Source organism: Bordetella tumulicola, assembly GCF_965138755.1.
GTDB lineage: Bacteria > Pseudomonadota > Gammaproteobacteria > Burkholderiales > Burkholderiaceae_B > Bordetella_A > Bordetella_A tumulicola.
The window spans coordinates 19,600-42,377 of the sequence record NZ_CBCSFP010000007.1; the positions used below are offsets into that span (position 1 = coordinate 19,600).

19 protein-coding genes are annotated in these 22,778 nt (G+C 60.1%); 14 read left to right on the forward strand and 5 right to left on the reverse strand.

The window, feature by feature from the left end; all coding sequences use genetic code 11:
- Nucleotides 1-285: 285 nt before the first annotated feature.
- Nucleotides 286-1,926: a gamma-glutamyltransferase family protein gene (locus tag ACNAZS_RS17210; RefSeq protein WP_415791504.1), complete on the forward strand. Its 1,641-nt coding sequence runs from the start codon at nucleotides 286-288 to the stop codon at nucleotides 1,924-1,926.
- Nucleotides 1,927-2,132: 206 nt separating this feature from the next.
- Here the strand turns inward: ACNAZS_RS17210 and ACNAZS_RS17215 are convergent, their stop codons facing one another.
- From ACNAZS_RS17215 to ku, 5 genes are all read right to left on the reverse strand, one after another.
- Nucleotides 2,133-3,620, reverse strand: a complete 1,488-nt coding sequence (locus ACNAZS_RS17215; RefSeq protein ID WP_415791506.1) for a tripartite tricarboxylate transporter permease — start codon at nucleotides 3,618-3,620, stop codon at nucleotides 2,133-2,135.
- 1 nt (nucleotide 3,621) lies between these two features.
- Nucleotides 3,622-4,107 carry a tripartite tricarboxylate transporter TctB family protein gene (locus ACNAZS_RS17220; RefSeq protein WP_415791508.1) on the reverse strand — a complete coding sequence of 162 codons (486 nt, stop codon included), beginning with the start codon at nucleotides 4,105-4,107 and terminating at the stop codon, nucleotides 3,622-3,624.
- 27 nt (nucleotides 4,108-4,134) lie between these two features.
- Nucleotides 4,135-5,088, reverse strand: a complete 954-nt coding sequence (locus ACNAZS_RS17225; RefSeq protein ID WP_415791510.1) for a Bug family tripartite tricarboxylate transporter substrate binding protein — start codon at nucleotides 5,086-5,088, stop codon at nucleotides 4,135-4,137.
- A 232-nt stretch (nucleotides 5,089-5,320) separates the two neighbouring features.
- Nucleotides 5,321-7,909 (reverse strand): DNA ligase D, encoded by a 2,589-nt coding sequence (ligD, locus tag ACNAZS_RS17230; protein ID WP_415791512.1) that lies wholly within the window; start codon nucleotides 7,907-7,909, stop codon nucleotides 5,321-5,323.
- Nucleotides 7,910-7,929: 20 nt separating this feature from the next.
- The gene (gene ku, locus ACNAZS_RS17235; RefSeq protein WP_415791514.1) at nucleotides 7,930-8,934 is read right to left on the reverse strand and encodes a non-homologous end joining protein Ku; all 1,005 of its coding nucleotides are present in this window, start codon (nucleotides 8,932-8,934) and stop codon (nucleotides 7,930-7,932) included.
- 240 nt (nucleotides 8,935-9,174) lie between these two features.
- Here ku and ACNAZS_RS17240 point away from each other — a divergent pair, with 240 nt between their 5' ends.
- From ACNAZS_RS17240 to poxB, 13 genes are all read left to right on the forward strand, one after another.
- A complete protein-coding gene (locus tag ACNAZS_RS17240) occupies nucleotides 9,175-9,915 on the forward strand; it encodes a GntR family transcriptional regulator (protein WP_415791516.1) in 741 nt (246 codons plus the stop codon).
- 20 nt (nucleotides 9,916-9,935) lie between these two features.
- Entirely contained in the window at nucleotides 9,936-10,703 is a 768-nt protein-coding gene (locus ACNAZS_RS17245) for an ABC transporter ATP-binding protein (protein ID WP_415791518.1), read from the forward strand.
- On the forward strand, nucleotides 10,700-11,470 hold the full coding sequence (locus ACNAZS_RS17250; RefSeq protein WP_415791519.1) for an ABC transporter permease: 771 nt from the start codon (nucleotides 10,700-10,702) through the stop codon (nucleotides 11,468-11,470). Before ACNAZS_RS17245 ends, ACNAZS_RS17250 begins: the two co-directional genes overlap by 4 nt.
- A 19-nt stretch (nucleotides 11,471-11,489) precedes the next feature.
- A complete protein-coding gene (locus ACNAZS_RS17255) occupies nucleotides 11,490-12,476 on the forward strand; it encodes an ABC transporter substrate-binding protein (RefSeq protein ID WP_415791521.1) in 987 nt (328 codons plus the stop codon).
- Nucleotides 12,477-12,506: 30 nt separating this feature from the next.
- On the forward strand, nucleotides 12,507-13,511 hold the full coding sequence (locus ACNAZS_RS17260) for a zinc-binding dehydrogenase (RefSeq protein WP_415791939.1): 1,005 nt from the start codon (nucleotides 12,507-12,509) through the stop codon (nucleotides 13,509-13,511).
- A 39-nt stretch (nucleotides 13,512-13,550) separates the two neighbouring features.
- Nucleotides 13,551-13,976, forward strand: coding sequence for a PaaI family thioesterase (locus tag ACNAZS_RS17265; RefSeq protein WP_415791523.1), 426 nt, complete (start codon nucleotides 13,551-13,553; stop codon nucleotides 13,974-13,976).
- Between the two features lie 86 nt (nucleotides 13,977-14,062).
- Nucleotides 14,063-15,589 (forward strand): class I adenylate-forming enzyme family protein, encoded by a 1,527-nt coding sequence (locus tag ACNAZS_RS17270; protein ID WP_415791525.1) that lies wholly within the window; start codon nucleotides 14,063-14,065, stop codon nucleotides 15,587-15,589.
- Nucleotides 15,590-15,657: 68 nt separating this feature from the next.
- Nucleotides 15,658-16,737, forward strand: a complete 1,080-nt coding sequence (locus tag ACNAZS_RS17275) for an ABC transporter substrate-binding protein (RefSeq protein WP_415791527.1) — start codon at nucleotides 15,658-15,660, stop codon at nucleotides 16,735-16,737.
- Complete coding sequence (locus ACNAZS_RS17280) at nucleotides 16,734-18,083, forward strand: acyl-CoA thioesterase/bile acid-CoA:amino acid N-acyltransferase family protein (RefSeq protein ID WP_415791529.1); 1,350 nt, start codon at nucleotides 16,734-16,736, stop codon at nucleotides 18,081-18,083. Before ACNAZS_RS17275 ends, ACNAZS_RS17280 begins: the two co-directional genes overlap by 4 nt.
- Complete coding sequence (locus ACNAZS_RS17285; RefSeq protein ID WP_415791531.1) at nucleotides 18,080-18,847, forward strand: ABC transporter ATP-binding protein; 768 nt, start codon at nucleotides 18,080-18,082, stop codon at nucleotides 18,845-18,847. Before ACNAZS_RS17280 ends, ACNAZS_RS17285 begins: the two co-directional genes overlap by 4 nt.
- Nucleotides 18,831-19,613 carry an ABC transporter permease gene (locus ACNAZS_RS17290; RefSeq protein WP_415791533.1) on the forward strand — a complete coding sequence of 261 codons (783 nt, stop codon included), beginning with the start codon at nucleotides 18,831-18,833 and terminating at the stop codon, nucleotides 19,611-19,613. The genes ACNAZS_RS17285 and ACNAZS_RS17290 overlap by 17 nt, the downstream gene beginning before the upstream one ends.
- Nucleotides 19,614-19,807: 194 nt before the next feature.
- On the forward strand, nucleotides 19,808-20,911 hold the full coding sequence (locus tag ACNAZS_RS17295; protein WP_415791535.1) for an ankyrin repeat domain-containing protein: 1,104 nt from the start codon (nucleotides 19,808-19,810) through the stop codon (nucleotides 20,909-20,911).
- Between the two features lie 138 nt (nucleotides 20,912-21,049).
- Nucleotides 21,050-22,777 carry a ubiquinone-dependent pyruvate dehydrogenase gene (gene poxB / locus ACNAZS_RS17300; RefSeq protein ID WP_415791537.1) on the forward strand — a complete coding sequence of 576 codons (1,728 nt, stop codon included), beginning with the start codon at nucleotides 21,050-21,052 and terminating at the stop codon, nucleotides 22,775-22,777.
- The last annotated feature ends 1 nt before the right edge of the window (nucleotide 22,778 follow it).

Here is a 22,778-nt window from a genome sequence, read left to right on the forward strand (position 1 = left end):
GCCCCGCTGCGCGGGGCTGCCCGTNTCTCAAAAGGCCAGCGTAGCCACTGAGCCCACGGCACAAACGCCTCCGATGTGAACCTGAACTGACCCTGTGCGAGTTCGTCTTGAAATGGCCAGAACAATCCAAAGTGGCAGTCAGAGTCGAGTTTTGAATGGTCCTTTTTGGAACCACGTCACTCTGCACCGAGAACATTGAAATAGGTACCTCATTTTTGGTGTGTAGTGCAACCTGGATCGCGCACTTGTTAAACCGCCCTGTCGATATCATCCAAGGAAGTCATAATGGGACAAGCTCCTGAACGCAAAATACCCGCAGCCAAGGCCATGATTGTTGCGCCTCAACCGGAGGCAGTCTCCGCGGGGGCCGAGATTCTTCGGGCCGGCGGATCGGCGCTGGATGCTGTCATTGCGTGCGCCATGGTACAGGGGGTGGTCGACCCGTTGATGTGTGGCATTGGTGGGTTCGGTATGCTGCACATCTATGATCCCGCGACAGGGACTCGCAAAGTCTACGAGGGCTTTGGCGGCTGCCCGGTTGAGAGCCGTGCGGATATGTGGCAAGACATTGTCTTGGGCGAGACCACCGACGGGTTTGGATTCATCGTCAAAGATTTTTTGAATGAAGCGGGCGCACAGTCGGTCACCGCGCCGGGCATCCTCAAGGCGCTCTCGGCAGCTCACGCGCAATTTGGCAGCATGTCCTGGGGGGATCTGTTCAACTCGGCGATTCGCGTCGCCCGCGATGGCTGGATTGTGCGCCCGCACGTCTATACCGTCTTCACGCAAAACGAGCAGAAGTACGGACGCATGAACTACGGAGAGAAACTGGCTCTCACTCCGGACGGTCGCCGCATCTATCTAGAGCCCGACGGTTCATACAAGAAGCTCGGATCCACTATTTTCAATCCAGATCTGGCGACGACGCTGCAGACGCTGGCCCAAGAAGGCGCGAACAGTTTCTACACGGGCTCGCTTGCCGCCCACATCATCGACGACGTACGCGGTCAAGGCGGCCTGCTCTCGAGCGCTGATCTCGCGCAATTCCGTCTACGCACGGCCGACCCGTTGTCCGTCAACTATCGTGGCTGGCGCGTCGATATGCCGGCGCCGCCGGGAGGCGGCGTGCTGGTCGGACAAATCCTGAGGATTGCCGAACAGTTTGATTTACCCGCACTGGGCCACAACTCGCCCGATTACATCCGTGTACTCGCCGAGATCATGAAAATCGCCCTGCGTGATAAAGAGCAGTTCATCGGTGATCCCGACTACGCGGACAATCCGGTCGAACGCCTACTGTCCGATGCCTATTGCCAGGAACAAGCCGCGCGCATCCGGGCCGGTGAAAAGGCCAATGTCGAACGCCGCAGTCCGGGAGAGTCCAAGCACACCACGCACGTCAGTGCGATCGATGCCAACGGCATGATCGTGTCGTTGACGCATACCCTGGGCAACCCATCAGGCTTCATCGTAAAAGATGCGGGTTTTATGATGAACGGCGCCATGAGCACGTTCGACCCCACGCCGGGCACACCGAACTCTATCGAGCCCGGCAAACGCCGCTATTCTTCCATGGCCCCCAGCATCATCTACGACGGCGAGCAACCCGTATTCACGCTGGGCGCCCCCGGGGCCTCCTGGATCGGGCCCGCCGTCGCGCAGGTCATTCTCAACGTGCTGGAATGGGGCATGGGCATCCAGGAGGCCATCATCGCGCCGCGCGTGGTGGCCACCAGCAACGCCATCGATATTTCCAACCGCATTCCACAGCCCGTCCAACAGGCCGTGGAACAACTCGGCTACGAAGTCCGCCGCAGCTATCTAAGCTACGCCTTTGCGGGCGTACATGGCATCACCCGTTTTGACGGCAAACTGGAAGGCGGCGCCGACCCACAGCGTGATGGCTATGCGGAGGGGGTAGCCTAGCGTTGAATCCGGGAGGCCTAGAGTGTTCAGCGCTGTATGCATGCCGCGGCTGTGCGTTTCCGTCGTGGGCTCAGTGGCTGCACTGGCCTTTTGAGAGACGGGCAGCCCCGCGCAGCGGGGCCGAGGCCCCTGGTTGGGCCGAGCCGTTTCGATTAGGCCAGTGCAGCCACTGAGCCCACGGCAGAAACGCCTCCGACGAGACACCTTCACGCATTCGCTCGTAGTCTGCGCAATAGGCCGGGCAAAAACAGTACGGCAAACGCCAACACGATCAGCGTGGCCGACAACGGAGATGACACCAGGACGAGCGGATTGCCTTCGCCTATGGACAGCGCCCGGCGCAGTTGCGTCTCGGCCAGTGGCCCCAGGATCAGGCCAATCAATACCGGCGCGATGGGGAAGTCATAGACGCGCATCACATAGCCCACCAGACCGATCACGAACATCAGCAGTAGGTCCATCCAGGATGTGCCCACGCCCCAGATCCCCACCAACGCGAACACCAATATGCCGGCATATAAATAAGGGCGAGGGATCAGCAGCAACCGGACCCACAATCCCACCAAGGGTAGATTCAACACCAGCAACATCAGATTGCCGATATACAACGAGGCAATCAAGCCCCACACCAGATCGGCACTGTTCACGAATAAGAATGGCCCGGGCTGTAAGCCATAGCTCTGAAACGCCGCCAGCAACACGGCGGCCGTGGCCGATGTCGGGAGTCCCAGCGTCAACAAGGGCACCAGGATGCCCGCAGCCGCCGCATTGTTCGCCGCTTCGGGACCTGCTACACCCTCGATGGCGCCTTTGCCGAACTCCTCTTTGTGGCGGCTCAGCCGGCGCTCTATGGTGTACGAAAGAAATGTCGGAATCTCGGAGCCGCCTGCCGGCAACGCACCGATCGGGAAACCCAGGCACGTACCTCGCAGCCAAGGCTTCCAGGATCGACGCCAATCTTGCCGTGTCATCCAGCGCCCGCCCGCCAGGGGGTTGACGGCTGGCGGAGCGTGACGATAGCGACTCGCCACGTAAAGGATTTCTCCGATGGCAAACAGCGACACCAGTACAACCGTAATGTCGATGCCATCCAATAAGGCCGGCGAGCCAAATGCCAGACGCGCCTGTCCCGTGGGACCATCGATTCCCACCACACCCATGGCCAACCCCAGGAACAGCGCGATAAAGCCGCGCACCCGCGATGTCCCCATTACCACCGAGACCGACGTAAACGCCAACAACATCAAGGCAAAATAATCCGCCGGTCCAAACACGAATGCCAGTTCCGCAATCGCCGGCGCTAAAAACGTCAACGCCAATGTCGCGATCGTGCCGGCCACAAACGACCCGATCGCCGCCGTTGCCAAGGCAGCCGCGCCGCGCCCGGCCCGGGCCATCTTGTTGCCCTCCAGCGCGGTCATCATCGATCCGCTTTCGCCAGGCGTGTTCAACAAGATCGACGTCGTCGAGCCGCCATACATTGCGCCGTACAGCACACCGGCAAACATGATGAACGCGGCGGTCGGCGCCAGCTTGACCGTGACCGGCAGCAACAGCGCAATCGTCAGGGCCGGCCCGATACCGGGTAACACGCCGATAGCCGTTCCCAGCAACGATCCCACGAAGGCCCACATCAAGTGGGTCGGTTGCAAAGCGACCCCAAAGCCGACCATCAACGAATCAAAGGCATCCATCTCACCACCCCGCCAGCGGCAGTGCACCGCCCAACGTCACGCCCAGCCACGAAAACCCCATCCAGCAGATCACCCCCAGCACCAGGCCGATGACAGCGTCCAGCACCAGGCGACGCGACCCAAAGGCGTGAGTCACCAAGGTAAATGCCAGCATGGCGGTCAGAGGGAAACCCAGGGATTGCATCGTCAATAGGGGAACCCCTGCGCCCGCCGCCGCAAAGGCCAATGCCTGGCGAGAGGGCTTGGCCCCCGCCTCGGCGCTCTCTGCCTCTTGAGGTTCGAACGAATCACCGCGCGCGATCTGTGCCATCAACGCCAAGCCGAGCAGGATCAACACCAAGCCGACCAGCATGACAAATGCCCCAGGACCCACACCGCCATAACCCGACGCATCCGGTAGCGCGTATCCCTGTTGCAGCCAGATCGCCCCAATGACGATCACGGCCAGACCCAGCCACCATGGGCGGCGTTGCAGCGTTGCGGACATAGATGTCTCTCGTGTCGGAGGGAGGGATTACTTGGTCAGACCGAGATCCTTCAGCACCTGCGCCTGACGGACTTTTTCTTGCTCCAGAAACTTGGCGAAATCGTCACCCGCCAAATAGGCGTCGTCCCACCCCTGCTTCTTCAGGGTTTCCTCCCATTGGGGCGAAGCATGCATTTTCTGGAACCGGTCCAGCCACATCTGACGGCCCTGTTGACTCATGCCCGGCGCCCCCACAATACCGCGCCAGTTGCCAATTACCACGTCCACACCGGATTCTTTCAACGTCGGCGCATCCACCCCCGGCAGACGCTTTTCGGACGTCACCGCAATAATGCGCAATCGCTTTTGATCGGCATAGGGTTTGAACTCCGACAGTCCCGACAAGGCCAGCTTCAATTGTCCGCTCACCAGCAGCGGCACCAATTCGGCGCCGCTTGGATAGGGGATGTAATTCAGCTTGCGCGGATCCACCCCGGCGGACTTGGCGATCAGCCCGGCCGCCACTTGATCGACGCCGCCGACCGAGCCGCCGCCTATCGCCAATGCGCCGGGATTGGTTTTCATGGCCTTGATCACATCGGCCACCGTCTTGATGGGAGAATCCATCGGCACCGCAAGCACATCAGCATCATCGGTCAGACGCACCAAGGGGGTGACCTGGTCGAGCGAAACCGGCGACTTGTTCAGGATAATGCCGCCCACCAGAATCGCCCCCATCGACATGATGGCGTTGTCATCGTTCTTGCTTGTATTGATGAACTCGGCCAGACCGATCGTGCCGCCCGCCCCACCCTTGTTGGTGACCTGTGCACCGTCAGTGAAAATGCCGGCCTCCTGCATGACCCGCAGCGGCACGCGCGCCGCGGCATCATACCCGCCGCCTGGGCCACCCGGCGCCATCACCTTCGCCGGCTCGGCGCTCACCGCCCACGGCAACGCGACAACCACTAATGAAGCCAAAACCCGTTTGAAGCCCAGCATAAGATGTCTCCTTTCGGCTCGACACGCCATGCGTATCGGCCATTGCCTGTTTATTGATAGTCGGCTCAGCAGACTTTGATACTAGACAACTTTCCGGCGGAACGCCATGCCTCTATTTTCGATGGCATTCAGCCACATGACAGTTCAGAACTGGCGCGCATCGCGCAATGTCACCGGAAACGATCGCTCTGCCACGGCGCATTGACGATGTCGCGCGCGTGAAAAGGGTCCATTAATCACCCTGAGGATCAAAACCAAGCTGCTTCATTGCCTTGCCCACCGCCTGCGGCGCATAGGCGTCCCAGGGTTTGTTGCCCTGATCGAGACGCGTGTGGATATTGGTGACTTGCCAGTGGGCGCCGCTCTTGATCGAATTTATCTCATCCCAGTGCAGCGGCACCGAAACGCCCAAGCCGGGTCGGGCGCGGGCGGACCAGGCGGACACCGTCGTCGCCCCAAAGCCATTGCGCAAATAATCGACGAAAATTTTTCCCACACGATTGCGTGGCCCGCTCTTGGAGACGAATAGTTGTGGCAACGTCCGAGCCAGGTGCTGCACAATCGCCTGTGAGAAGCGCCTGATGGCTTCCCATCCATAGTGTTTTCTCAAAGGGACAACGATATGCAACCCCTTGCCGCCGCTGGTCTTGGCAAACGATGCCAGGCCCAGCTCTGACAGGAAAACGCGTACCAGCTCCGCCGCTTTTTGCATGCTCTTCCACGGCGTCCCCTCGCCGGGATCCAGATCGAACGTCATGCGATCCGGTTTATCAATCGCCGTTTTTACCGCGTTCCAAGTGTGAAACTCGATCACGTTCATCTGTGCGGCAGAAATCACCGCATCCCGTGTCGGAACCTCAATCAATGGCGGGTGATCCGGGTCGAGCTTTCGATCCAGAGTATTTACGCCCGGGATCTTGCCCTCCAGGTGCTTTTGGAAGAAAAGTTCGCCGTCAATGCCCGCGGGCGCGCGCACCAGCGATACTGGGCGCGCCTTCAAGTGTTCGACCAGCAATGGGGAAACCAGGTCGTAATAACGCACCATATCCAGCTTGGTCAGGCCAGTCGATGGGTCGATGATCCGCTCTGGATGCGTAACGCGAAGCGACTGCTTGACTTTCGATCGGGTAGACGGATTGGCGCTAATCCGAGCAGGCGCGTCCGACACGACCGCTTTGGCAGGTGTTGGCTTCTCCCGCGTAATCGCCTTGGGCGCCTTGTCGCGGCGCAACCCCCGGAAGACGGCGTTGCGAACACGCCCCGTGCTTGTCCATTCGGCAAACGAGACCTCGGCGACGAGACGCGATTGCACCCAATGCGCCACGCGATCCATGCCGGTCGACGTCGCGAAAGGCCGCTTCGATGTGGCGTGCGCGTCGAGCTTGTCTTTCAAATCTACCAGCGTTTTGTTGTCAAAGCCGGTGCCTACGTTACCCGCATAACGCAGCCTGCCCTGTTCGTCGTTCACCGCTAATAGCAGCGAACCAAAACCGTGTCGCGAGCCTTTTGGGTCGGTGTACCCGGCGATGATGAACTCTTGTCGCTTGGCGCACTTCAGTTTGATCCACGTGCCTGTGCGGCGCGTCACATAGGGCGAGCCGCGACGTTTGCCAATCACCCCTTCCAGCCCCATCTGGCAGGCAGAGGCGATCAGATTTCGGGGGGCAGCGTCAAAAACCTCGCTAAAGCGCAGACCCGACGGTGGGTGATCGCCAAGTAACTGACGCAGGCATTCGCGCCGAACTTCCAGCGGCTCACGCCGCAAGTCACGCCCGCCCAGATACGGCGCGTCGAACAAGTAGTAAACGATATCGGCCGTGCGGCTGGCATCAAAGGCGTTCTGCAACGCCTGAAAACTCGGCACGCCAGCGTCGCTCAATACGACAATCTCGCCGTCCAGCCAACCCGAAGAAAGCTTCAGTTTACGAATCGCCGTCGCCAGCTTCTCCAACTTATGCGTCCAATCGTGCCCATTACGTGTGAATAACCGTACTGAGTCAGCTTCTACGCGAGCCAGCACGCGGTAACCATCGAATTTGATCTCGAATAGCCAGTCCGCGGGATCGGAGGGAACGCCATCAACCAACGTCGCCAACTGTGGTGCAAGCGTTGCGGGCAGCTCCGCATTCTTTCCCGGCAAGCTCGCGTCGACCGGTCCTGCGCTGGTCGCCTTGGTTGTCTTAGTTGCCTTGGTCGCCTTGGTCGCCTTGGTCGCCTTCGTTGCTTTCGTTTCCTTCGTTGCTTTCGTTGCCTTGCTGACTCCGTTGACGGCGTTGCGCAGCGGCACAACACTATCCGGTGCCTCATCAACCACGTTGAACTCTGCGGCCGATCGCGCGAACTCGTCCTTCTCCTTGACGAGCAGCCACGGAGGCTGCTTCTCGCCCCGCCCTCTCATCCGGATCAGCGCCCACCGTCCTTTAAGCTTGACGCCATTGAGCTCAAACTTGAGCACACCGTCGCGATAGCCCTTGCGCGCACTCTGGGTCGGCGCCCAGTAACCTTCGTCCCAGATAATGACTTTGCCCGCGCCGTAGTGCCCGGCGGGAATCTCGCCCTCGAATTCGTTGTAAGCAATGGGATGGTCTTCGACCGGCACCGCCATGCGCTTGTCCTTGGGGTCGTAACTGGGCCCCTTGGGCACGGCCCAGCTTTTCATGACACCGTCGAGCTCAAGCCGCAGATCGTAGTGCAGGCGGCTCGCCCAATGCTTCTGAATAACAAATGCGGGAGCGGGCGCATTGGGCGTGCCGCCACCGGCGGGCTCGTTGGTCAGGGCAAAATTGCGCTTTTTCTTGTAGAGCGCCAGAGAGTCAGCCATGCTCGAACCTCCATAGACATTCAGGCCGAGCGACGTCCGGCCTTTTTCGCGGGGGTGGTCTTCGACGTCTTGCCAGTGGATGCTTTCTTGGCGGGTGCTTTTCTAGCCGGCGCGCTCTTCTTTGACGCGCGCTTGGCCGAACGTAAAGCCGTCACAGAGGCAGGAGATCTTTGGGTTGACGCTGACGAACCGGACTTTTTGCCACCGTCCAGGCTGCGTTTAAGCAGCGCGGTGAGATCCAACACGTCAGCTCCCTTCGGCGAATCAGTCTCTCGTTCAACTTTGACGACGTCGGCGACCTCACCCGCCCCGGTCTTGGTTTCGATTAACCTGTGGATCTCGTCGGCAAAGGAGTTGCGAAAAGCGTCCGCATCCCATTTGGACGTCATGTCCTCAATGAGCGCCATCGCCATTTTCATCTCCGATTCCTTGATGCCGGCGGCCTTGCCATCCAGCGGTGGGAGGTTGAGTTGCTCAAAGGAGCGGATCTCGCCCCCCCAGCGCAACAGGTTCAGAATCAACGCGCGGCCACACGGAATCAGGACGGCCAGATGCTGTTTGGTCTGAATCACGACTTTGGCCACACCCACCTTGTTGCTCTTGCGCAGCGCCTCGCGCAATAGCGCGTAGACTTTCTCTCCCCTGTTCAGCGGCGCCGTATAGTAGGGACGCTCCAGGTAGACGAAAGGAATCTCATCGGCATCGAGAAAAGCTTCGATCTCGATAGTCTGGGTGATCTTCGGGTAGGCGACGGCGATCTCTTCTGGCGAAAGAACGACGTAGCGGCCATCCTCGACCTCCACGCCCTTCACGATGTCCGAGGCAGCGATTTCCTTGCCCGTGACCTTGTTGATGCGCTTATAGCCGACGGGCTCCATCGAGCGCTTGTCGAGCCAATCGAAGTCAATGCCAGAGCTCACGGTCGCGGAGTACAGGCCCACAGGAATGTGGACCAGGCCAAAACTGATCGCCCCTTTCCACAAGGTCCGCGTAGAGGTGGGCACCTTGCTCTTGTCCTTTGCCATAGGCGGCTCCTGTCGCGATGAGATGCACTTTCTAACGTTGTAATCCCACCGGGACACACCAGGTGCACCAGTCCGTAACGATTCGTGGCCACTCTTTCCCCACGGTCTATATATCTTTTCGTTATATACAAAGCGCATATTGGTGTTTCACGCCACGTTAGTGAGTGCCTAGAATGGGTTCTGTAAGCTGACTTATAGATCTCTGTGAGCTGCTCACAGCCTCTTTTCTACGTGGCGGCCATGACGTTTTTCCCTGTTTTTTCCGCACCTGCACATGAAGCGAACGCCACCTTGAACTGTGGTGAGGACGCCTATGTACGCCTGCGGCGCGACATCCTCTCGTGCCGTTTGCCGCCTGGCGCGTTCGTCACAGAGCCTGAACTCATGGACAGGTACGCCATACGTAAAAACAGCATACGTATTGCATTGGTTCGATTGGCCCAAGAGGGATTTGTCAGATCACGGCCTCGCAAGGGCTATCAAATCGCCCCGATCACGCTGCGTGACGTCGAAGAAGTGTTCACGTTACGGATACAGCTCGAGCCCCTGGCCGCGCGCCTGGCAGTGGATCGCATTGATATCGCGCAATTGCGCGAACTCGAAGCGGCCTGTCGTGTACAGCATCCCGTCATGCAATTGAACGATCAAATCGACGCATTCATGGACGCAAACAAAGCCTTTCACCTGGCCATCTCGGCAGCCTGCGGCAACGAGCGCCTGCATCGCACGCTGGCGTCCCTGCTGGACGAAATGTCGCGCCTCGTGGCATTGGGATTTGGCGTTCAGAAAACCAAACCTGAAATCAAGCACGACCACAACGCCATGATCGCCGCCTTCGAAGAGAAAGACGCCAAGCGTGCCGAGCTCATCGCGCGCCGGCATATCGAAACCTTTCAGGCGATGACCATGGAGAAACTCTACGCCAGCCTGGCCGAAACCGGTGCAGCGATTCCTATTAGTGGACCAGGGAGCTGGCGATGAATGCACGGCCCGAGATCCTGATGACAAACGACGCCCCCCTCAGTGCGGCTCCCACCGTGCTGCAAGTGACCGACATGGTCAAGTTCTACGGCAAACTTCAGGCCCTGCGTGATGTCTCGTTCGACGTACGCCGCGGCGAAGTCGTCGCCCTGCTTGGCGCTTCGGGTTGTGGCAAAAGCACGTTGCTCAATATCGCGGCCGGCCTGGATTCATTCGATGGCGGCAGCCTCGAGATCGAGGGCCAGCCCGCTGCGCAATTCAAGCAGTGGCACAAACTGGCCTATATGTTCCAGGAGGACCGCCTACTGCCATGGCGCACCGTCCGTGAAAACGTCGAACTCGGTCTGGAAACACAGGCACTTTCCCGCCGTGCGCGCCATCAACGCGCCGAGCATGTTCTGCAAACCGTCGGACTGGGCGATTTCGCACAATCGTGGCCGCATCAGCTCTCCGGCGGCATGCGCAGCCGGGTCGCGCTGGCACGCAGCCTGGTAGTCGAGCCCTCGATTCTGCTCATGGATGAGCCGTTCTCCAAGCTCGACCCCTATACCCGCAGCCAAATGCATCAGGAGCTGCTGCGACTCCAGGTCGCTAGCGGCGCCACCATTCTGTTTGTGACGCACGACGTCGAAGAAGCCGTGGTGCTGGCAGACCGGATCGTACTGCTGGAGCCTCGCCCTGGCCGCGTCAAGCAGATTGTGGAGGTGCCGCTCGATCGTCCGCGTCTACCCACGGATCCGGATACCGCCGAACTCACTCGCCAACTCCGTTTGAAGGTGACGCCATGAGCCAAGCCACCACGCCCTCCGTCTGGACATTGCTGGCACAACGTCTCTTTCTGGCGGCGCTATTCATCGCTCTATGGGCGCTCGCGGCATCACGTATGCCGGCATTTGTGCTGCCTGGCCCCGCGAAGGTCGGGGACGCCATGCTCACTTTGTTCGGTACAGCGACCTTTTTACACGACGTCGGCATGACGATGTATCGCGTCGTCATGGGTTTTCTCCTGGCCACGCTGGTAGGCACGCCGCTGGGTCTCGCACTGGGCTCCAATCGCACGCTGGCGCAGTTCTTTGAACCACTGCTCTCCGTGACCAATACCGTCTCGTCGGCGATCTGGGCCGTGTTCGCCATCATCTGGTTTGGCATCTCCAACGCGACGACCATCTTTGTCGTGTTCATGACCGCGATGCCGCTGATCCTGACCAACGTATGGCAGGGCTCGAAGAACGTCGATAAACAGCATATTGATCTCGCCCGCAGTTTCCGCATGTCTCGCACGCAGATCCTGCGCAAGATCTATCTGCCCTCCATCTTGCCGTACTTTTTCTCCGGCGCCCGACTGGCCTTTGGATTTGGCTGGCGAGTATCGCTGGTCGCCGAGACGCTGGGCTCTTCGGACGGCATTGGATACCGACTGCGGCAGGCAGCCGATCTGGTGCAAACCGATCAGGTGTTCGCCTGGACACTGACGTTGGTCTTGCTAATGCTAGCCCTCGAAGGGGGGCTCTTGAAACCGATGGAACGTCGCCTGTTCCGCTGGAAACCGATTTAGAACTCAAAGGAGTTTTCGCATGGACTGGAAAAAACTATTCTCCGCGGCACTGGTAACAACAGCCGCCCTCGCATCAACCAACGCGCTGGCCGCCGACAAAATCCGCATCGGCTACTGGAGCAGCGGCGTCAGCCTGGGCTATGGCTCCGTGCTGGAAGGCACCGACTTCCTGAAGGACCAAAATCTCGACGTCGAATTCATTCGCTTTCCCGATGTGAATGCGCCACTGCGCGCGCTGGCATCGAACTCGATTGACCTGGCCTTCGGGGCGCCTGCCGCCGGCGTATTCAGCAGCGCGGTCGAAGGCGTGCCCATCAAAGTCTTTGCCGCGACCCAACCCGCCGATGTGCAGTTCGTCGTCCCAGAAGGCTCGCCCATCACCTCGATCGAACAGCTACGAGGCAAAAAAATCGGTATGTCCCCGGCCGGCAGCTCTGTCTCTGCCATCGCCTCCGCGGTGTTGGTTGGGAACTATGACATCAAGGCCACCGATTTCTCGCTGGTCGGGGGCAACGAATCGCGTTTGGCGCAATTCTTGGCGCAAAAGCAAGTCGACGGCGCTGCATTGCGCTCCGTCACGATCGCCCAGTTGTCTGACCTGAAAGTCACTTCGCTAGGCTCGTTTGCCGATGAGTGGAAAAAGCTGACGAAAAGCGATTCCGTGCCGTATATCGGCATCGGTGCCGCCCGTACCGAATTCATTGAAAAACACCCCGATGTCGTTGCCCGCGTATTGGCTGGCCTGCGCAATACCCTGGCCTGGGGCGAAGCAAACCCTGAAGAAGTCGCGAGCATCCTGCAAAAGTCCGCGAACCTGCCGCAAGACTACGCGCGTGTGTATGCGGCCCAATGGTCCAACATGAACCGCGTGGCATTCGAGCCCGCGGACATCGCCACGTTAAAGCGCGAGCACAAAGTCTTTACCGACAGCGGCGTGATCAAGGGCGAACTCAAAGACGACCTGTTCGTGACCGGTCCGTACGAACAATCCAAATCCATCAAGTAACCCAGCAAAGGAATATCGATGAGCAAAACCATGAAAGCACTACTGTTGAGCGAGCACGGCGACCTGGACCAACTGAAGGTCGTTACCGACAAACCCGCGCCGACTGCCACCCCCGGTCACGTGGTGATTCGCGTGGGCGCCTCCTCGTTTAACTACCACGACGTCTTCACGGTACGCGGCATGCCTGGCATCAAGGTTCCGCTGCCGGTCGTGATCGGCCTGGACATGGCAGGTCAAATCACCGAAGTCGGCGAAGGCGTGTCCGACTGGAAGGTGGGCGACCGCGTGTTGGTCAACCCCCTGAATCGCGGCAAAGGCCTGATGGGCGAAATGCTTGACGGCGGCATGGCCGAATACTGCCTGGTTTCCGAACCGCAATTGATCGCCCTGCCCGAGAAAGTCAGCTACGAAGATGCGGCCGCCCTGCCCGTCGCGTACGGCACGGCACACCGCATGCTGATCACGCATAACACCGTCAAGGCCGGTGATCGCGTCCTCATTCTGGGTGCCAGTGGTGGTGTGGGCACGGCTTGCGTCATTTTGGCCAAGCTGCTCGGCGCAGAAGTCATTGCTTGCGCCGGTAGCGACGCCAAGGGCGAACAACTGCGCAAAATCGGCGCCGATCACGTCATCAACTACCGCGAGACCGACTTCTCGAAGTGGGCGATCGCGCAATACGGCAAACCTCAACGCCGCAACAACGAAGGCGGTGTCGACGTCGTCATCAACTTCACCGGTGGCGATACCTGGGTGCCGTCGCTGAAGTGCCTCAAGCGCGGAGGCACGCTGTTGGTATGCGGCGCCACGGCAGGCCATGACCCCAAAGAAGACTTGCGTTATGTGTGGAGCTTCGAGCTGAACATCAAGGGCTCGAACAGCTTCTACGACGACAACCTGAAAGCCCTGCTGGACATGGTCGCCGACGGCAGCATCAAGCCCGTCATCGACCGCGTGGTACCGCTCGAGCAGGCCGCCGAAGGCCTGGCCCTGATCCGCGACCGCGAAGTCCTGGGCAAAGTCATCGTCACGCCCTGAGCCCCCACACCTTCTCCACTATTTTTCGAGTAAACACACATGAGCGAAACCACACTCCCCACCAAGGAAGATATCCAGGCCCGCCTGCGTCGCGGCCCGTACCATGAATGGCTGGGCATCGAAGTCCTGTCCGTGGCCGAAGGGGAAATCGAACTCTCGGCCAAATGGCGCGAAGAATGGGTGGTCAATGTCGAGGGTGGCTACACCCACGGCGGCATTCTGGCGGCACTGGTCGACCTGACGGCCGACTGGGCCCTGGTGTCACAAACCGGGCGCGGCGTACCGACCATCGACCTGCGTGTCGACTACCATCGCGCCGCCCTGCGCGGCGATCTGCGGGCCAAGGGCAAAGTCATCAAGTTCGGCTCCCAGGTCTCGATCGCGGAAGCCTACGTGTATGACGCCGACGGCAAGCTGCTGGCCAGCGGTCGCGGCGCCTATTCGACGCCCAAGCCCAAGGCTTGACGACTCGGCGCGCCCGACCCAACGGCCGGGCGCGCCTCATCACGCTGAATTTCAATCTTTCTTCCTGCTGTCACGCAGTCCATATCATGACTACTCTGAAGAACCTGGGCGATTTGATAGATCCGCACGCCAATCCACAGCAAATCGCACTGATTGGACTGGATAGCGACGCGGGTTCGTCCGGGACTGCGCAGCAATACACCTATGCCCAGGTCGATGACCTCGCACGCGGCGTCGCCCAGGCGCTACGAGCTCAGGGCTTTCAGCCAGGTGACCGCATTGCCATCCTGGCCGCAAATTCAGTGCCCTACATCGCCACGGTGCTGGGCATCATGCGCGCGGGTCTGGTCGCCGTGCCGGTCAACTTCAAGTTCCCGCCCGTGCTCATCGACTATGTGCTGAAAGATAGCGGCGCACGGCTCGTCCTGCATGATCAAGCGCGCACCGCGGCGATCCCCGACGACATCCCTCGCGTCGCGCTGGATACACCGGACTTTGACGCCTGGCGTCGCGCAGGCGAGGCCCCATCTTACGTGCCCGATGAAGACGATACCGCCATCATCCTCTATACGTCGGGCTCCACCGGCAAACCCAAGGGCGTCCTGCTGTCTCATGCCGGCCAATGGTGGACGGTACAGACTCGCCGGAAAGCCACATCACTGGCCGCCGACCGCGCCCTGATCGCTGCACCGCTTTATCACATGAATGCCCTGGCCCTGGCACTGCTCTCATTGGCCAGCCACGCCACAACAGTCTTGTTGCCGCAGTTCACCGCCACCGCCTACATCGACGCCATCAGCACCTACCGCTGCACCTGGTTGACGGCGGTCCCTCCCATGATTGCCATGATGCTGCGCGAGCGCGATCTGCTGGCGCGCACCGATCTCTCCTCGGTCAAGGTCATTCGCATGGGATCGGCGCCGGTCAGCGCAAGCCTGTTGACGCAGATTCACGCCATGTTCCCCGCCGCGCGCGTTATCAATGCCTATGGCACCACCGAGGGTGGCCCGGTCGCCTTTGGTCCACACCCGCAAGGCCTGCCCACACCGTCGATGTCGGTCGGCTACCCGCACCCCTTGGTATCCATACAACTGATGCCGGGACCGGACGACGGCCCGGATCAGGGCATTCTGACCTTGCGCAGCCCCGGCTTGATGCAGGGATACCACCAGCGTCCGGATTTGACGTTGCCCTTCACGGCAGACGGCCACTACATCACCGGCGACGTTTTTCGTCGTGACGCGGACGGCTTTTACTTCTTTGTCGGCCGGCGCGACGACATGTTCGTCAGCGGTGGCGAGAACATCTATCCCGGCGAGGTCGAAAAAATGCTCGAACAGCATCCCGCTGTTCAACAAGCAGCCGTGGTACCTGTCGATGATGACATCAAGGGAACCAAGCCGGTGGCGTTCGTTATACTTCGCGAAGGCCAAGAAGTGGACACCGAGCAGATCAAGCAATATGCGCTGGCAAATGCCCCCGCCTATCAGCACCCGCGCCAAGTCTGGTTCGTTGACGCCCTGCCCCTGGCATCCACCAATAAGATCGATCGCCATCAATTATTGGCCGAAGCCGCCAAACGCTTGAGCGAAGACACCCAACACGCAAACTGACCTCTCTCTGTATCGCCACCACGCCCCCACTGGGACGTCGACCCCACATTGACACAAAAGGACTCACTATGCGCTTTACGCTGCTCAGTCTCACGACCGCGGTATGCGCGATCGCCCCACTCGCGCCTGCCCATGCACTAGACGAAGTCACCGTCGCGCTCGCGGTGCCGCTCGCGGTCCATGACGGCGCGACCTACGCCGCCGCAGACGAACTGGGTTTCTTCAAAGACGAAAATCTCGACGTCAAAACCATCGTATTTCAAGGCGCGGGCGCGCTCCTGCCGCAAGTCGCCGCCAAACGGGTCACGTTCGGTTATCCGACCTCAGAGCCCGTCATCTCCAGCTATTTCAGCGGAAAAGACGTGCTGCCGCTACGCTATTTTTATAATGGCGTTCCCGTCAATACGATGGAGTTTGCCGTACTGGCTGACTCATCGATCAAGACGATCGAAGACCTGAAAGGCAAGCAAATCGGCGTGGGCGCACTGACCTGGGGCACGATCCCGGGCGGCCGCGCCGCCCTGCGTACGGCCGGCCTGACGCCGGGCAAGGACGTCGAGTATGTCGCGGTCGGCGCGCTGGCATCGGGCTTTCAGGCCCTGAAAACGAAACGTGTCGACGCGCTGAACTTCAACAGCAGTTGGAACGATATGCTCGAGATGTCGGGCACCAAGATCCACCGCGTCGCGTACCCCAAGGTCTTTGGTGAAACGGCCGGCAACGGCTTCATCACGCATACCGACAATTTCCGCGATCACCCCGACCTGCTGGTGCGCTTTGCGCGAGCCTACACCAAGGGCCAGATCGCCTGCCAGGCGAACCCCGAATACTGCGTCCACGCCTTCTGGCGCGCCAACCCGCAGGCCAAACCGTCGGGCAACGTTGACGAGGCCCGTGCACTGGCCGACGCCACCACGCTGCTGTCGCGCCGCCTGGATCGTGTGCTGAACCACGTCGATGGCCAGCCTCGCGTCCCCGGCCAATACGATCTCAAGGCCATTCAACAAGGCATTGAGACCATGGCAAAAGCCGGCGAGTATCCCTCCGCTGACGTACCCATCGAAAATATTTTCTCGAACGAACTGATCACGCAGATCAATGACTTCGACGCTGAAGCGGTGCGCCAGCAAGCCCGGAGCGCAAAATGAATCATCCCCACATTGTGGTCAGCCCCGCCGACGCGGCGGTGGATGTCCGCAGGCAAATTCAACTGACCGGCTTTGAGCCGGGTCCGGTGCGTGTCACCGCGACATTGACGCATCCCGATGGCAGTACCTGGCGCAGCACGGCCGACTTTGTGGCGGGTGCGGACGGTATCGTAGACCTCGATGCGCAAGTCCCCACGCAAGGCGACTGGGCCGTTGCTGACGCCATGGCGACCGTCTGGTCGCTCGTACGTCAGACCCTGCCCTCGAACCCCGCGCGCTCCGAAGAAACCGACACTCTGACGGTGCATCTGGCCGCCCAGAACGATCAGGGTCAACAGGCCCAGGCACAACTCATACAGCGTTTTATCGTCGAGGGTGTCACCCGTCGCGAAATCTCGGAATCGGGACTTGTCGGTACCGTGTTCGAACCTGCCCAACCCGGCCCCCATCCTGCCATCATTGTCATGAATGGCTCGGGCGGCGGCATCCCTCGGCAGCGGGCGGCACTGTACGCGGCCCGGGGTTACACCGCCTTCGCATTGGGATACTTCAAAGCGCCGGGCCTGCCCAATAGCATCGGAAACATGCCGCTGGAATATTTCCAGCAAGCCCTGAGCTGGGTACATCAGCACCTGCAACCTGCACATGGATTCGTCGCCATTACCGGTCAATCGCGCGGCGGCGAACTCTCACTGTTGCTGGCGTCGCGCTTGCCGGATCAGATCAGTGCCACCATCGCCTATGTCCCCAGCTTTGTGATCCACGGCACCTTGCGTGCCGGCGAGCCGGGCCAAGCACCGGACTCGCCAGTCTGGACATGGCAAGGCAAACCCCTGGCCAATGTCTGGCAGAACAACCCTCAAGCCGACTGGACAGCCTTTGACCAGCGTCCGGTAAACGACCAACCCGTCAGGCAGGAGCCCGCATTTCATACCCCGATGCGCAATCCTGACGCAGTGGCCGCGGCGCGTATTCCGATCGAACAGATTCAAGGGCCGGTCATGCTGGTATCGGGTACTGACGATGGTTTCTGGCCATCCTCCTGGTACAGCGAACAGATCGAAAAAATGTTGCGCGAACACGGACACGCCTGGCCGGTCGAACACGTGCGTGGCGAAGGCGCGGGCCACGCGATTGGCCTGCCCAACTTGCCGACGACCCTGATTGCCAAGCCGCATCCGGTCGCCCAAGTCGTATTGACCGGCGGTGGCACGCCCGAGGCCAATGCGCGCGCCAATACGACATCGTGGTCTCGCGTCCAAACGTTCCTGGCCGCCGCCGTGCGTGCACACGCGGAGTCACGTACTCAGGCCGACACGGGCACACCCGGCCAGGTGTCCTCATGAGCGCCAATCTGAGCCTCAATGGCGTGGGGCTTACTTATCCCACGCGCAACGGCGTCATCGAGGCTTTGCAAGGGATCGACCTGCAGATCGAAGCCGGTGAATTCGTCGCCGTACTGGGGCCGTCCGGCTGCGGCAAATCCACGCTTTTAAAGCTGGCCGCCGGCTTGCTGCCGGCCACCGAAGGCGAACTGCGCCTGGGCGACGAACGCATCCTGCGACCGAGTCGCCGCGCGGGCGTCGTTTTTCAAAAACCGAATCTGCTGCCCTGGAAAACCGTACTGGACAACGTGCTCTTGCCCGCCACGACGCTCCGACTCCCCATGGCCCCGGCGCGTCAGCGCGCACAAGCGCTACTGGAATTAGTGGGCCTCTCGGGCTTTGCCAAAAACTACCCCTACGAGCTATCCGGCGGTATGCAGCAGCGCGTCGGCATCGCCCGGATGCTGCTATCCGATCCCGACTTGCTGCTGATGGACGAGCCTTTTGCGGCCCTGGATGCCCTCAGCCGCGAAGCGCTGACGCTGGAACTGCAACGCATCTGGAGCACCCAGCAAAAATCCGTGCTGTTCATTACGCACAGCATTCCGGAGGCCGTTTTCCTGGCGGATCGCATCCTGGTGATGTCCCCTCGTCCGGGACGCATTATTGAAGACTATTGCCCAGACCTGCCGCGGCCACGCACACTGGAAACCCTGAACGACGCGGACTTCACCGCAGCCTGCCATCACTTGCGACGCCATTTCACTCATGCTCAAGCGACTTGATTTCACCGCGTTCCTGTACCCGCTCATCAGTCTGGCTGTCTTGGTGCTGGTGTGGCATCTGGCGATACAGATCTTCGTCATTCCGGATTATCTGCTACCACCGCCGTCGGCCGTATTCTCCGCGCTATACAATGGTCTGGTGTCGGGCGAGCTTTGGCCGCACATCGCCACCACCCTTGGGGAAACCCTCAGCGGCTACGTCATCGGCTGCGGCCTGGCCGTGCTGATGGGTGCCCTGCTGGCAGAATCACGCACCTTTGAGCGATTTCTGTATCCCCTGCTCATCGGCCTGCAAGCCATGCCCAAAGTCGCGCTGGGTCCAATTATTCTGGTGTGGTTCGGATTCGGCATGGCCTCCAAAGTGGTATTGGTCGCGCTGGTCTGCTTCTTCCCGTTATTTGTCAACACGGTCAACGGGATCAAGCGCACCGATCCCGAGTTGCTGGACGCCTGCCGCGCCTTTTCAGCATCGCGCCTGTACTTGTTGCTGCACGTCAAGCTGCCCGCCGCATCCGGAGAAATTTTCTCCGGCTTGCAGATCGGTGTGTCGCTGGCACTGATCGGCGCAGTGGTCGGAGAATTCCTCTCCGCGCAACAAGGCCTGGGATATCTGATCGCCTCGGCGTCAGTCAGCATGAGTCTATCGACCATGTTCTCGGGTGTGTTGTTGTTGGCCGTGATCGGTCTCACGGGTTCGCTGATCATGCGGGCAATACACCGCCGCGTCGTGTTCTGGGAAGCCCGATCCCACAACTCGGGTCGATAGTCGACATCGAGTGCGCCGGTGTCGGGGCCTGCCGGCTAACAAGCCGCTCGCCTGCCGACCCCATAAAACATTTAGTTGGAACCGATTCTGTGGCGTGAGTTACTCACGCCACAGAATCGTCGAGCATCCCCTGACAGCCTGAAAATCGCTCGGCGACAGCAACATGATCGCCACTCTTTCAAGGCTCGTTTCACATGCTCCCCTTTCCCTTTGCCGCGATCCTCCCCCACAGTGCGCACGTTAGCGCGGTTGCCGCGGCACCGGTCGTCGCGCCATCGTCCACCATCGGCGTCGGCGCAATCGTGCTCGACGCCGTCATCACCAACGATGTCGACGCGCTTCGGACACTCCTGCAGGCGTTTCCCGCTTATGCCAATGCCGTCGATGACGACGGGATCACCGTATTGATGGTCGCCGCGCAACGTGGCCGGGTGGAAATCATCGAAATCCTGTGCCGAGCCCACGCATCGGTGAACGCCCAAAGCCAAGACGGGATGTCGGCATTTCTATTCGCGGCCGCGCACGACCAAGTCGACGCCATGGAAACGTTGTTGGATTATGGTCCAGAGGTCGAGGCGACCACCGCGACCGGCAATAACGCGCTGACGATCGCCGCCGAACGCAACCAGATGTCAGCCGCCGTTTTTCTGCTCGAACTAGACATGCCGGTAAACGCCGCCAATCACGAGGGAGACACCGCGATGCATCTCGCCGCGCACAACGACCATCCGGACATGATGGACATACTGCTTCAGTTCGGTGCCGATATCAATCAGACCAATCATCAGGGGCGCACCTCGGCCATGCACGCGGCCGCAAACGATTGCGCCCGGGCGCTCTCCTGGCTGGCGGCCGAGCGGGCCGACCTCGACGTCCAGGACGTCGACGGGCTTACCGCATTGCGGCATGCCGTCAACAATGATCACGATCTGGTTGCCTATCTCTTGTTGATTGCCCACGTCGATCCCAATATCGCAGACCATCACGGACACACGCCCATCATGCAGGCGACGCGGCAAGGCAACCTGCATACACTAGAAAACCTGACGCAGTATCGCGCGAACGTCAACGCGTCAGACGCGGCGGGCAGGACTGCCCTGATAATCGCTGCGGAAAATGGCAATCTGCCTATCGTGCGACGTCTCGTTGCGGCGGGGGCGAACTTGAACGCCATCCTGGACCGTTCTCACCAATCCGCCATGGACTTGGCCCGCAGAAATGGTCATACGGCGGTCTCCCTATTCTTGAAACGCGTCGGCGCGACGGAGTCTCCCTCGAGAGACCCCGATCGTGATTGAGCTTGAAACCAATGTCATGGTAGGGTTTTGTTTCATTGCGCACCGAGACAGTAGAGATCAACGGGGAAAACAGACTACCCTGTCTTAAGCGTCATTCGATCTCAGTGCCTTTGACTCCACCCCCATAAGGAGCCGTTCATGGCTATCACCGTTGCCGATTATCTCGCCACCACTCTCGCGAACGCAGGCGTCCAGCGCATATGGGGGGTGACGGGAGACAGCCTGAATGGTCTCAATGACAGCTTGCGACGACTCAATCGAATTGAATGGATGCATGTCCGCCACGAGGAGACCGCCGCTTTTGCCGCGGGCGCGGAGGCTGCGATCACCGGTTCGCTAGCGGTATGCGCCGGCAGTTGCGGCCCCGGGAACTTGCACCTGATCAATGGCCTGTTTGACTGCAAGCGCAATCACGTCCCCGTATTGGCCATCGCTGCGCACATTCCGTCATCAGAAATCGGCCTGGGTTATTTTCAGGAAACCCATCCTCAAGAGCTATTTCGCGAATGCGCGGATTTTGTGGAGCTTGTCTCCAGTCCCGCGCAATTGCCCGGCGTGCTGAATCGTGCCCTGAATACCGCCATTGGCAAGCAGGGCGTCGCCGTTCTCGTGATCCCCGGAGACGTGGCACTGGCGGATTCACCCCTCGAGGCAGCATTGCAGCCAGCGCTGCCTGTGGCGCCGCATATCGTGCCACCCGCGGCCGACATTCAGCGCCTTGCCTCGCTATTGAATGGCGACAAAGCAATCACCATTCTCGCGGGCAGTGGTTGCGCGGGCCATCACGATGCCGTGGTGGCGTTAGCCGAACGACTCAAAGCGCCGGTGGTACATGCGCTGCGCGGCAAGGAACATGTGGAATGGGACAACCCCTATGACGTTGGCATGACCGGCCTGATCGGCTTTTCCTCTGGCTATCACGCCATGGAAAACGCGGACGTGCTGCTCATGCTGGGCACCGATTTCCCCTATAGAAATTTTTATCCTGAAAAAGCGCAAATCATTCAGATCGACCGCGATCCCGCGGCACTTGGCCGGCGGGCGATGTTGACAATGGGCCTTGTCGGGGATGTCGGAGATACGATCGCGGCGTTGATGTTTTTACTAGAGGAACGACAGGAACGTACGTTTCTGGATGCGGCCGTTGACCACTACAAAAAAGCCCGTAAAGCACTGGATGATCTGGCGAGCCCGTCACCCGTGGGGCGTCCGATCCATCCGCAATATCTCGCACGGCGCATCAGCGATTTAGCGGCGGAGGACGCGATATTCACGGCGGATGTCGGCACGCCGACGGTCTGGGCGGCACGTTACCTTGGCATGAATGGAAAGCGTCGCCTCCTGGGTTCGTTCAATCACGGGTCAATGGCTAACGCCATGCTGCAGGCGATTGGCGCGCAAGCCGCCGCCCCTGCGCGACAAGTTGTCTCGCTTTCCGGTGACGGCGGGTTCACCATGATGATGGGGGACTTCATTACCCTGTCTCAGTTGAACCTGCCCGTGAAGATTGTCGTGTTCAACAACGGTTCGCTCGGCTTCGTGGCGATGGAGATGAAAGCAGGAGGCTATCTCGACACGGGCACCGATCTCGAGAACCCGGATTTCGCGGCCATGGCGCAGGCAATGGGCATCAAGGGCATCCGAGTCGAAGCCTCGGCCGATCTGGATGGCGCACTTCGCGAGGCGTTCGCGCATCCGGGACCCGCCCTGGTCGACGTCGTGACCGCGAAACAGGAATTAGTAATGCCACCCAAAATCAAAGCCGATCAGGCCAAGGGCTTCAGCCTCTATATGCTGAAGGCCATTATCAGTGGCCGTGGTGACGAAGTGGTCGAATTGGCAAAGACCAACTTTCTTCGATCATGAG